Annotated in this window: 14 protein-coding genes; 5 read left to right on the top strand and 9 right to left on the bottom strand. The window is 46.2% G+C overall.

What is annotated here, in order from left to right; translation table 11 throughout:
- Positions 1-28: 28 nt before the first annotated feature.
- On the top strand, positions 29-424 hold the full coding sequence (locus tag QT397_11940) for an MAPEG family protein (GenBank protein ID WNZ58004.1): 396 nt from the start codon (positions 29-31) through the stop codon (positions 422-424).
- 84 nt (positions 425-508) lie between these two features.
- Here QT397_11940 and QT397_11945 read toward each other — a convergent pair whose 3' ends face one another.
- From QT397_11945 to QT397_11955, 3 genes are all read right to left on the bottom strand, one after another.
- On the bottom strand, positions 509-808 hold the full coding sequence (locus QT397_11945; GenBank protein ID WNZ58005.1) for a YebG family protein: 300 nt from the start codon (positions 806-808) through the stop codon (positions 509-511).
- Positions 809-1,109: 301 nt separating this feature from the next.
- Positions 1,110-1,727, bottom strand: a complete 618-nt coding sequence (locus QT397_11950; GenBank protein WNZ58006.1) for a LysE family translocator — start codon at positions 1,725-1,727, stop codon at positions 1,110-1,112.
- On the bottom strand, positions 1,727-2,335 hold the full coding sequence (locus QT397_11955) for a DUF924 family protein (GenBank protein WNZ58007.1): 609 nt from the start codon (positions 2,333-2,335) through the stop codon (positions 1,727-1,729). The genes QT397_11950 and QT397_11955 overlap by 1 nt, the downstream gene beginning before the upstream one ends.
- Before the next feature lie 170 nt (positions 2,336-2,505).
- Between QT397_11955 and QT397_11960 the strand changes: the two genes are divergently transcribed.
- The 4 genes from QT397_11960 to QT397_11975 are packed head-to-tail and all read left to right on the top strand — an operon-like array spanning position 2,506 to position 4,583.
- Positions 2,506-2,796 carry a hypothetical protein gene (locus QT397_11960; GenBank protein ID WNZ58008.1) on the top strand — a complete coding sequence of 97 codons (291 nt, stop codon included), beginning with the start codon at positions 2,506-2,508 and terminating at the stop codon, positions 2,794-2,796.
- Positions 2,797-2,855: 59 nt separating this feature from the next.
- Complete coding sequence (locus tag QT397_11965; GenBank protein WNZ58009.1) at positions 2,856-3,650, top strand: DUF6249 domain-containing protein; 795 nt, start codon at positions 2,856-2,858, stop codon at positions 3,648-3,650.
- Between the two features lie 11 nt (positions 3,651-3,661).
- Entirely contained in the window at positions 3,662-4,216 is a 555-nt protein-coding gene (locus QT397_11970) for a sigma-70 family RNA polymerase sigma factor (GenBank protein ID WNZ58010.1), read from the top strand.
- Entirely contained in the window at positions 4,209-4,583 is a 375-nt protein-coding gene (locus QT397_11975) for a hypothetical protein (GenBank protein WNZ58011.1), read from the top strand. The genes QT397_11970 and QT397_11975 overlap by 8 nt, the downstream gene beginning before the upstream one ends.
- A gap of 139 nt (positions 4,584-4,722) precedes the next feature.
- On the opposite strand, the gene QT397_11980 is transcribed toward QT397_11975, so the two are convergent.
- From QT397_11980 to QT397_12005, 6 genes are all read right to left on the bottom strand, one after another.
- Complete coding sequence (locus QT397_11980) at positions 4,723-5,778, bottom strand: alpha/beta hydrolase-fold protein (protein ID WNZ58012.1); 1,056 nt, start codon at positions 5,776-5,778, stop codon at positions 4,723-4,725.
- 338 nt (positions 5,779-6,116) lie between these two features.
- Positions 6,117-7,001: an alpha/beta hydrolase gene (locus QT397_11985; GenBank protein WNZ58013.1), complete on the bottom strand. Its 885-nt coding sequence runs from the start codon at positions 6,999-7,001 to the stop codon at positions 6,117-6,119.
- 205 nt (positions 7,002-7,206) lie between these two features.
- The gene (locus tag QT397_11990; GenBank protein ID WNZ58014.1) at positions 7,207-8,634 is read right to left on the bottom strand and encodes a hypothetical protein; all 1,428 of its coding nucleotides are present in this window, start codon (positions 8,632-8,634) and stop codon (positions 7,207-7,209) included.
- A 180-nt stretch (positions 8,635-8,814) separates the two neighbouring features.
- Complete coding sequence (locus QT397_11995; protein WNZ58015.1) at positions 8,815-9,414, bottom strand: glutathione S-transferase N-terminal domain-containing protein; 600 nt, start codon at positions 9,412-9,414, stop codon at positions 8,815-8,817.
- Between the two features lie 359 nt (positions 9,415-9,773).
- Entirely contained in the window at positions 9,774-10,049 is a 276-nt protein-coding gene (locus tag QT397_12000) for a hypothetical protein (GenBank protein WNZ58016.1), read from the bottom strand.
- 542 nt (positions 10,050-10,591) lie between these two features.
- Positions 10,592-11,743, bottom strand: a complete 1,152-nt coding sequence (locus QT397_12005) for a serine hydrolase domain-containing protein (protein ID WNZ58017.1) — start codon at positions 11,741-11,743, stop codon at positions 10,592-10,594.
- Positions 11,744-12,016 lie beyond the last annotated feature (273 nt).

The raw sequence follows: 12,016 nt of genomic DNA on the forward strand, positions 1-12,016 counted from the left end.
GCCAGATTGATAAGAACAAGGAAAAAACATGGCGAATATCACAGCACTCTACACCGGCCTTTGTGCGCTTCTGATTATTTACTTGGCATTCAGGGTAGTCGAGTTTCGTCGCACAAAGAAAGTGGGAATTGGAACCGGAGACGATCGTTTCAATGAGATTAGGGTGCGAGTTCACGCTAATGCGATTGAGTACACTCCGATAGCGTTGCTTCTGTTGCTGGCTGCAGAGTTGGGTGGTTTGCCTGCACTGTGGTTACACCTCTTTGGGGCGTTCTTTTTTATCTCACGGGTATTTCATGCCTATGGACTGACCAAGGGCAAAGGCGGGCTGCACTTTGGGCGCTTCTGGGGAACTTTAATCAGCTGGGTCGTTATCGTTGTGTTAGCGGTCATTAACATTGTTAATGCCGTAATTAATCTTTGAAGTTTATTGGTGAGGCTCAGTATGAGCCCCACGCAAAAAAGCCCGGTAGAACCGGGCAGAGTACAGGGATGAATCTATAAGCGTTTACTGATTGGCGGCGAGCGGAGTTACGCGATCATCTTCGCTCTCCTGCACCATGCTTTCGTCTTCTTCGAGTAGTACTTCAGGCTTCCCTTTACAGGCTTTAGCCAGGGCATCGCGGCGTTTGGCCAACAGCAGGCCGATCTCTTCGCCCACTTGCTCATCAATGCTGTCGATGTGGCGCTCAATCAGCGACGTGATATTAGCTGCGAGCTCCAGCATCTTATCGTGTTCTTCAGCGTCTTTTTTGTTGTCGAACATTGCTCCGTCTCTATCGCATTTCCAAACAGCTACTACGGCCATCGTGTGCCTCCCAATCGTCTATTAGACTGTCCACTTAGTTTGTATGTCGCTACCCTAACTGTATAAATATTCAGTGTCAACGATGCGGTGAAGAAAGGGCCCTATGCGGTCAAAAGACCAGCAGGTGCGATGATTGGTCCGCCATTAAGCGTGAACACTGTCATAATGTGCCTACAGCCAGACGCATTCCCCCCGGGGCGACTGGCTGTCTTCACATCATTTAACAGGCCCGCTTGCGGGCCTGTTTTTTATTTGGGTGAGGTGAAACTGAGGTAGTGAAGGTTTCTGCAGGCCTGTGGCTTTAGATGCTAAGGATCAGCCGGGCAGCCAGTCCTATCAGTAAGATCCCGAAAACCTGTTGGATGCGATGGCCAATATGCTTGCTGACCAGCTGGCGTTTACGGCTGGCGTGAACCGCCAGGGCAACGATGCAGTACCAAATTGCATCCACTCCTGAAACCAGCGCCGCCATGCCCAGCTTGGTGCTCAGGGCTTGCTGTTCTGACACAAACTGGCTGAATAGGGCGGTGAAAAATACGGCGATCTTGGGGTTGAAGAAGGCAACACCAAAACCTTGAGCGATAGAGCGCTTCAGGCTCTGGTGTGGAGCTTGTACGGTTGCAGTACTGGTACCCGGTGCGGGCGCACTGAGGGCTTTCCAGCCCAGGTAGACCAGCATTGCTGCACCGGCCCACTGCAGGATGTTAAATAGAAGAGGAGAGCTAGTAATCAGCACCGCCAGGCCAAATGCGGTAAGAATTGCGTATATAGCGACCCCGGCTCCGTGAGCAATAGCACTGGCCAGGCCTTGCTGTAGGCCTGAGGAGGCGCTGCGTAAGACGATAAGAAGACTCGGTCCCGGAGACATAGCGCCGAGGGCACAGATCCCCGCGAGAGATAACCAACTGAGTAAATCCATTATTTAAAGCCGCCCCCTTGAGCCAGCCATTCTTTTTCTGCTTGAGTGGAAGTGCGACCCAAAGCCGCATTGCGGTGAGGGAAGCGCCCAAATCGCTCGATGACCTCTTGATGGGCAAGGGCGTATCGATAATGAGTGTCGAGATAGGGCGAGGCAATTTTGTCTTCTGCGAAGGTTTGCTGCAACTGTCGAAAGTAGTCTACCGAGTGTTGCTGGGTCACGAGGTCTTCGCTGTGCTCTAGCGGCATGCCCAGGAATACCTGCTGGTAGAGCCCAAGATTCGGGGCCTCTCCGCGCTGAATCAGTGACATCGTAATTGCCAAAGCCTGGGAGTCTGCAGCGAATGCCTGGCGGGTGCCCCGGTAAATGTTTCTGGATAATTGGTCACAAACCAGTAGCAAGGCGAGTTCGCCTTTCAAAGTTTGCTGCCAACGGTCCAGCTCTCCACGCTGCGCTGACTCGGCAATAGCTCCAAATCTTGCCTTGATGTCGGCGTCCACTTCTGGAGTAGCGGCAAACCATAAACCCTGCTTCTCCGCTGCAATAGAGTTGCCACGAATATCAGTGCTGCCAAACCAAAAAACCAGGACATCATTAGGGGTTGTCATATCGAAGTTCTCATTCCGTATTGTGTTCCGAGTTTATCCGATCGTTCCAGCCCAGTGATGACCATTAGAAGGTGGTTCCAAGTGTTGGCGTAAAAAAAATTATACAGCTGCATCCAACTGGGCTACCCGAATCGTCATAGTGGCGTACAAGGGAAAATCGGGAGATCACAATGTTTACTGCGAGATCAACTAAAAAGGTACAATTTTGCGTCGCGCTATCTCTGGTAGTTGCGGCTCTGCAAGTGGGTCAGGTTAATGCCTCCGAGCTGACGCTTTCCCAGGATGGGATTCACCGAGAGCTCACCCAGAAAATTGATCAGCAAATACTTAAAAAGCTTGGTGAGTGCACTGATAAGAGTGAGGAAGTTAACCGGCTACCTCCAGTGCGTATTGCTGAGGAAAAAGAGCCCCGAGGAGGAATGGCTTACCCCTACTCCAAGGCTCGAATGATGGTGATGTAGGTCACCCCCCCCAATGACGGTTCACACCACTGATAACGAAAATGATTAGAGAGTAAGTAATGAGAGCGAGAAACAAACAATCATTCCAGGCAGTCATCTGCTGTTGGGTGGCCATTGCGGCATCCAGCATAAGCATGGGCAGCTGGGCCCAGGAGGAGGACTCATTTGTCCCTGAGCCCCCGCCGCCGCCAGGTGTGGAGGCCTCCGAATCTGAAACCCGCGTCCGTATATTGCGTGAAGATGGTGTTCTCACGATCAAATCCGAAGGCGAGAATGGTGAGAAAAGTGAAGTTCGGGTTGACTTGGGGCAGGACTTTGGCGGCCCCCTAAGCCAGGAAATTATCGAACGGCTGAAAAGCAAGGGCATTCTGGATGTAGACGGAAAGGTTACCGAAGATACCCTGAATAGCGTACCGGACAATGTCAGAATCAGGTTATCGGAAAGTCGTGACTACCGGGGTAGGCACTGGGATCACCATGACTCACACCACTCTGGAAGTGACGACTCATCTGTAATCCCAATAGTAGCGCTGCTCTGTGTATTTGGCATGCCAGTGTTTATTGTCTGGTTGGTAACGCGCAGCAGCTATCGCAAGAAACAACTGGTTATGAGTAATATCAACCAGATGGTTGCTGATGGTCGGGATGTGCCCCCGGAGCTAATTGATCTTTTGGATGAGAGAGAGCCAAATAGCTCCAGTGATCGCGGTATCACTCTGATTGCAATAGGCGCTGCAGTATTCCTCTCCCTCTCAGCTCTTGCAGGTATTGGAGTAGGCAGTCTTGGCTTGATCCCTCTGTTTATCGGTGTGGCTCGCTATGTGAACTGGAAGCTTGATAACAAGCAGGTGTAGGAAAGGCGAGTATGGACCTCAATGACGAGGAATTAATCAGGCGGGCCGTCAAAGACGGGGACCAGCGGGCATACGCCCAGCTGGTTCGTCGCTATCAATCTCAGCTGCGATACTCGCTCCGACAGCTGTGTGATGGTGACCAGGGTCTGGCAGACGATATGGCGCAGGAGGCCTTTATTAAGGCCTATAAGGCGTTGCCGGCGTTCAGGGGGGATGCCCGCTTCAGCACTTGGCTGTACCGTATCGCCTATAATCTTGTCATGAGCCACAAGCGTAAGAATATGCCCGATGTGGATCAAGAGGCAGTGGATAGGGCTCAGGCCGATGAGACTATTGAAGAATCTCGGCAGTTAGGGATGGCTAGGGACCTCACTGCCGCGATGGATACCCTGAGTGGCCCGCAGCGGCAAGCAATCCATCTGTGTATGCACAGGGGCTTTTCTCACGAGGAGGCGGCAAGTATTATGAAATTGCCGCTTGGTACGGTAAAATCCCATGTCAACCGTGCTCGGGCCAAGCTGCGTAGCTTGCTACAGCCCTGGCGTGAGGAGGTGGTAAATGGTTAACTTTGAACAGCGCAACACGAAAGGTAACGCCTTGAGTGAAATGGCTTTAGAGGGCAACGACCGGGAGTTTGACGCCTGGCTAAGTGAACAGCTCCAGTTCAATGAGCCCCATTTGGATAACGATGGTTTTTGTGACCGCGTGATGGCCGCGCTCCCTGCGCAGCCTAATCGCTCAAAGCGTCGTTCCAGTTATTCTCAGTACATCGCGGTAGCAGCTGCCTTAGGGATCATTGCCTGGCAGTTCCCTTTCAGTGAGGTAGTTGCCGAGATGGCCAAGCAATCCATTAGCTTGTATAGCTTGGTAGGTGTTGGACTTTTATCTTCTTTAGCGGTAATGACCGCTGGCATTTTCGCCGCACGCCGCTAACGAGAGCCTGCCTTTATAGAAGCCCGCGCCTAAATCATGATAGGGCGGGCAGCTTCCTTTTTTACTTTGCAAGCTTTCCTTAAAGTTTTAGTGGGCTCGCTTCACATTAAGATTGTGTCTGGCCTTCGAGTAGATTTTGTCAGCCTTTGCAGCGAGCGTGCTCTTCAGCCTGGTTGCACATCTCTTTCAATATGGTTTTCCCCGCCTCTTCATAGCCATTGTTCAGCAGGTAGTCTGCTGTTTCGACTGTGGCATCGGCCCCGCCCGAAATTTCTTTAATGGTGTATGCGATATGGAGTTTTAATTCGCTAGCTGCGTTTTCAGAGTCGGAAATGGCATGGTGGGCCATCAAGCGCTGCAGGGTATTGGTGGGAATAACTACTTTGAAGCCAAATTTATCGGATAAATTACGGTAGTGATTAGTCAGTCCATCAAACCCACTTACTTTAAGTTCGTAAGTAGGTTCCCACCCTGTAAAGGTGTGTTGAAGGGAAAATTGCATAGAGTGATGTTTAGTCGTTCTGTGGGATTGCTCTGGGAATTTCTGGAAGGTAAAGGTTGCGCCCGGTACATTTGCGAGAGCTTGGCTCAATTCGTCAAATGGGACTTGCATATGATCCCCCTCGTTAGCGATGGTCACGGTCAGCGGGGAAAGCTCTTTGAGTTGTTTAGGTGCTAAATTGGAAACTCGCCCGGTTATATATTTATCCTCTAATGACGGGCTAAAAGCAAAGTACTGTGAAAATGGTGCTTTGTCGTTTAGCCAGTAGTCCAGTACGAAGCGGCCAGAGTTGGAGTGCCCAGACAAAATACTAAAATCTGCGGCTCGATAGTTTTTATTGACATAGGACACAACTTCGTTCGCTAGGAACTGAGAAAATGCTGTCGATTTACCTTGATCCGGGCGCAACTCCTTGCCCATTCCCTCTACACCAATCACGATAAAATTGGGCACTTGGCCTTCAAGTAAATCGACAGTAGACAAAGTAGAAAGCATGTCCCACTGAGCATGTAATACGTAGAGCACAGGATATTCTTTGTCATTATCCTTATATTGTTCGGGAAGTTTCACCAAGATGGTTCGGTTTTCACCAAGAAAATCTGATTTGATTTCCGTCTTTTGTGCGAGAATAAAATCTGAAGCATTTGCTATCAGCGAACAAACACTTATCAAGGCTAAAAATAGAACTCTCATTTTCCACTCTCCATGTAGGTATTATTTTAGGGTGTAGCACTAAAGTTCGGGTTAAATTAACCAGCTAAAACTGGCTGAAGAAAGCTGATTTTGCTTAATTATCAGGTATTTTCAGTAGAGGGTACTCGTGTCGACGTGCGCCGATGTTTGTGTCGGAAGAAGTTAACAATTTATTGTTATATGACTTAAATCTATTTATTGACCCTTTAGATGTCAAGTGCCTTGACTAGGAGATATGCCTTGTTGAGCGGGGGTAAGTCGAAGAAGTAGGGCCTGCAGACTTAAAGCTTAGGACAGGCTGAAGTCGGTCTGCCCTAAGTTTAACAAAATAGTAAAAGCTACTTAGTTTCTATATTCTCCAGAAATTGATCGACCACTGCATTGAATTCATCGGGTCTCTCCCAAAACATCATATGCTTTCCCATATAAGCGGTAGTGGCGGAAGGGGTATTAGCTTTGATCCATTTTTCAGCCACTTCCTTAACTTCATTTCGCACCACATATAGCATAGGGATCTTCCCTTCAAGGCCGATAAGGTCTTTGCTGTAGTCGAGGTAAAAACCAGTAGCGTTGGTAATTGCGGCGACGCTGCTAGAGGTTTGATTGGCGATATTAGATATCCAGGCAATATTTTCTGTAGTGGGATTCTCAAGCATCCATTTGGCGAACTCTGCAATCACATTTTCGCGGTCCTCAATAACCCCCTCAGTGAATGAGCGCGAGTATCCGTCTGAATCATCATTCAGATACCAGACCCACTCGTCCCGGCTGGCCCCAGAAATATCCGGGCCAGTGTCGATCATAATCATGGCTTTTATCTTGTCAGTGCCGAACTGGTTGAGATAGGCCAGTTGCTCGGTCACTCCGTAGGACCAACCCGCGAGAATCACGCTATTAAGCCCCAGCTTGTCAATCAGTGCAGCTAAGTCTCGAGCGTGTTGCTGATAAGTATGGCCCTCAACAGGCTTGGATGACATGCCCTGGCCGCGGGGATCATAAGCTAGTGCGCGATACTTGGTGGAGTCCTTGAAATGGGCAAGTTGATGCTCGAAAACCTTTGTAGACATCATCCAGCCGGGAATAAAGATGATTGTCGTATCGCCGTTACCCGCTTGTTCGTAGTGGATAGTGAGAGAGTTGTCGATCTTGATTCTCTCTGCTGCCACATAAGTAGAAAAAATAGACAGGATGCTAAATAAAATTACCAGATGAAGAGTCTTCATGACGCAAATTAACCCAATAAAATTTCTATAACGTTATCAGAGGAAGTTCGTAGGCGAAGTGGCTTCGGCTACCAATATTCGCTTAGGTCCACATTGTACCGTGGAATTACTGCTATTAGTTGCTGCTGCAATATTGCCGACCATATAAATTGCACAAACGTCCGTTTTATAGGATTGATTGCTTAAAGCCAAAGTAGGTGGGAGCTTAGGGTAGTTGGTTATGATTTTTCCCATTTGGATTGGTATAAAAATCTATATTGGGTGTGACTGCTCGGTATTTATCCAGAATTATCATAATGAAGAATAAAGGAATAAGTGACAGTACAGAGAAGTGTAGTGCAATGAATTTGGTCTCCTCTTGTATGGGCGCGCTGGAAAATATAATTATTTCGATAATAAGTAAGAAAATAAATAAAAAACACTTATTGAAATCTGACACTGAGTCAAATATTTTGGGACCCAATATCCAATGCTTCCAGGATTTGTGCGCAATAGCATCTAGTAAGTAATAGAGACCGCAGGTAAAGCTAACCAATGTCGTAAGCAGTAGTTCAAATACCCAGGCGGGAGGTTTGCCTGGAGCCGGAGGCCAAGCATTCGTAACTCCAAATTCTGTAAAAGAGAGAATGGCAAAGAGACCGGTCGTCAGCAGTACAACTGGAAATCGAAATACTAAAATCACCATACAAATTGCAGCAAAGGTCTCGAATATTCTCTGGATTGGCATAAAGATCTCGGCGTGGTCCGCTACCCAGGACAAGGCTCCCCGATACCAATACGGTGTATTCCCGTATTCGACATAGGAGTTAATGAGACCTCGGTACCCTTCTACAGTAAACCAATTTAATAGCCCATCCTCAAAAACCTGAAAGACTAACATTACCCCGATGGTGAGGGTAAATAGATCAATCCAGCGCCCTACTATCGGAGTTGAATCCTGCTTGGGGGGAGTATTTCGATACTTGTCTAAATACTTTGAAGCTATTGATAAAACGGCAATGGTAATACTGGATAGGGCGCTTACAGTGAATACGTAATCGCCACCATTGCGTGACATAGCAAAGACCCCAAATAAGAGAGCTGATGCTACAACAATCGAACAACTCCAGGTTAATAGGCTTACTCTCGGTGCTATCACCGCGCCTAAAAGCCGAGAACGAAAATTGTATTGAGATTCTTTATGGAGCTTGTAAATGCTAACTGCCAAGATTAAGGCAAATAGCGCAGGTGACAAAAACTCGAAGTACCAGCTGTTTTCTCCCATGTAAGTCAATCCCCACAGCAAGATAAAACCAAAAAACATGAGTGTCGCGCCCAAAACAATAAAAACACGCAATATCAAGAGGGTTCCAGCAAGCAATAGTGCCAGGTGGAGTGTATAGGTTACAAAAACTGAGTAGGGGATAAGGTAGCTGACCAGTGATTTGACAAGTGAAGGTGTGCCCTTAGTCTGTACAAGCTGATGTAACAAGCTTGCGAAGACATCCGGTGCCATTTGCCCATTAAAAAAGCGCGTGATAACTAACTGAATACAGGCTGCGCCTAAGAAGAGGCTGATAATGGCTAGCCAAGTAGTTTGAGATGTGGCGCTTCTTGCTTGCTCAGTACTCAAGTGCAGGCTGGATATAGGCATGTATCTTATCCGAGGCCCTTTAAGATTGATTTCCTTATTGGTGATTATGGCAAATTAGGTAAATAACTTACAAATTTTCGCCGTGTTGATGCTGTTGTAACTACAAGGCTGGCTACAGCCAACCTTGTAATCGATGAGTTGATAAGAAAGTTCCAAAGCGACATTTGGCGACAGCTTTAATTATGGGTTTCTCCACTCTGCAGCCAGGTCAATTGCTTGCTGTAAGATTGGCCATTCCAACAGACTTTGCTGGTATTTGGTAGCTTTCTCGCTTAATGAGATATTATAAACATATAGTCTATAAGCGAGTATTGCGTAAAATGCGTCTACAGCCCCAGCAGAGCCGAACATGAAGGGCAGTTTTGCTTTCGAGAAAATATCTTCAATCCTTTTTAACTCAGCCTGAATTCCAGGGTTCATATCCGGGGAGGAGTTGCTTTTATCTAGAGTGAAAGGGCAGTTGCTTCTTAAGGCGATGAAACCGGAGTGAAGTTCAGCACATAGGCTTCTTGATTGTGCTCGCTCAATATTTGATGAAGGGTACAAGATGCCTTTGGAGAGCTCATTAAAATACTCAGCGATTGCCAGTGAATCATGAATATAAGTATCTTCAAGCAACAACACAGGTACAAGTCCAGCTTGGGAATATTTAAGTACTTCGTTTTTGTAGTTAGGGCTGGAGAGGTCTATGGCTTTGATCTCAATGTCAAGGCCTGCGATTTGGGCGCATATCCAGACTCTTAAGGACCAGGTGGAATCAGTGCCTGTGATTAATTTCAAAATATGTACTCCTTTTTGGTGTTGCTGTAGAAAGTGGCAGGGTATTCAAGAGTATCTGAGAAGCTATATGTTGCCTCCCCTCGAGATATTTAGAAAAGAGTATACAGAATCTAGTGTTTAAACATTATGCTGAGACTTTCATGCTGACTGAAAATTTAAGGGGGAATTTAGAGGTAGCATTAGTTAGTCAGATAGCTTCTTCAGTAGTTCAATAATGTTAGGTTTTTCATCTGTTTTTCTCATAAAATACCGGGGGTATACCTTGTTTAAGTCTGGACCTCTCAGCAGAAAAACAAACTCTTCGCCTAATGATGACCCTTGGATATTACCGAGTTGATAGTGCCACATTTCCCAAAGTTCTACGTAAAATTCCGGGGGACATGATCAAGGTTGCTTTTAATTACACCATTTGGCATTAATTTAACATGGAGCCTAATCTTATTCCCTGATAAAGGACTGGTTCTCCCATCTGGATTAAAGGTGATTTCTCCGCTTGAGGTGATCATATCTACCTTTTGAACCAGAACATGTAAAACGTGATCGGTGCTTTCTAGAAGCTGTTCCAGTGTTGCAGGCTCTATAGATGTTCCATTTGCACAGCTAGAAAATAGTAGAAAGAAAATCAGTTTTTTCATGAGTATTATCTATTTTTGTAGGTTATACCAGGCAAAACATTGATTGCCTAGGGTAGAGATTATTAATAGCTGTTTTCGTCAGTAATGATAGTATTTCTGTCTGATTTCGATGGTTTTTCTATTCTAGTCAGAATATGGAGAGTCAATTCACAGGCCGCTACTTACTTGTGCCTTATTACTCAGCGGTAGTTCAATAATGGCCAATCACACCATTGCTTACAAGGAGATATCTCTATATGTTGGTGTTAAATCCTTTTTAAATCGAATTTCGATGTTTGCTAAATTTTAGCTGGCCCACTAGTTGTTAATAGGGTCTTACTATGTGTCCGTATGGGTTGATAATTATTCTGGCTTATTCTATTTAAGGATCTGAGGTGTAGTTTTTTAAAATTAATTTTCAGAAATGTTTATTTTAACATATTTAAAGGTGGGCGATTTTCTTTAATGCGGCTGCTATTTTCCACAAAATGTGGGCGTCTATAGGAGGAGAGAGTGAGAAACTGCTGCGGACCTGAACAATCAAGCCCGCTTGCTCCAGTGAATCACTCAAATGGTTTCAAACGTTTTGTAAGGTGCTTGCGAATATCTTTCATCGACTTTTCTGCAGTCTTGTGCCCCGCATTTATCGCAATTAGAAAGATTATGTCACGCTTGGGCATGATACGCACATCAGTAAACCAATATCCATTACTGCCAGTATGTGCAAGAAGCGATAACTCAGAGTCGTACACTGCGCCCCACCCGAGAGCGTAATTGCCTGTCACCGGTGAATGTAACTTGCGATAGGTTTCAGTCTTTAGCAATTTACCGCGACCATGTACGCCATTGAGCTGATCTTCTACAAAAAGATTCCAATCCTGGAGTGATATATTGATAGTTCCTGCGGGACCCATTACTTGTGGATTATCACTATTTTTGTCGGCAGGGTCTAGCGGGATGAGCTTGCCCAGCCAGGATTTTTTGTGGCCACGAGGTTGATTTAATGTGGTCGAAGAGCCGGGAGCTGCAAAACCTGCATTCTTGATACCAAGTGGAGCAAAGATCTGCTCCTTTATGAGATCTTCCCAAGTCTTGTCTGTTCGAGCTTCGGCGATAGCCCCAGCAATGATAAAGCCGAGATTGGAATATTCAGCTGAGCCAGCCTCGGAGCTGGGAGGTATAGTGAGGTAATGGCGTGCGACTGCCATGCGTTGCGCTCGAATACTGTGTTCCGGCTCGATTACTTTCATTAATGTAGGAAGCTCATACCAGCTGGATAAAGGGGGTAGGCCGGCAGTATGACTGAGCAATTGTGTGATCGTAATATTACGGTAAGCGGGGTCTATATCTTTTGCAAAAGAGGGAAATGAGTCAGCTAGTGTATCCTCAAATTGTAATATGCCCTGCTCGACTAAGCGCGCTACCATTGTTGCTGTAATCGCTTTGGTGTTAGAACCTATGTGCCAGCGGTCATTGATAGTTACTATTTCATTATGGCTCTGTGCGCGAACTCCGTCTACCGCCATAGCAGCGATTTCGCCATCGATTTGAACTAGTACACCGATTGCTGGAAGGTTGTTGCTATCTCGGGCATTAGTAAGTATTTGTTCGAGAAACTCTTGTAACGAATCTTCGGCATGTGCGATAAAGGGTGACGTTAGAAGCGTGACTGCCAGGAGAATCCTTGGTAAAGTTTTATTATATCCTATATGCATTTTAATAAGCCCGAATGAATTTTAAAGGCAAGTGCTGGATCTGTGTTTATACAGATATTTTATGTCGATTGGTATACTCTGAGGCTTCGATGCAATGAAGGGTTTTGGTACATTGTTGCCAAATGATTGTTTTAAATATTGTTCGTAATTATTTTCAGGTAAGTGCTAGAGAAGGGTGTTTTTTGAGGTCTTTCTGCTCGAAGAATTATAGGTTATAACAGCTACCTGATAATCGTATTGATCTGAACATCCTTTGTTTAATTTCAAGTCGAC

Origin of the sequence: Microbulbifer sp. MKSA007 (genome assembly GCA_032615215.1) — a bacterium.
Taxonomy (GTDB): Bacteria; Pseudomonadota; Gammaproteobacteria; order Pseudomonadales; family Cellvibrionaceae; genus Microbulbifer.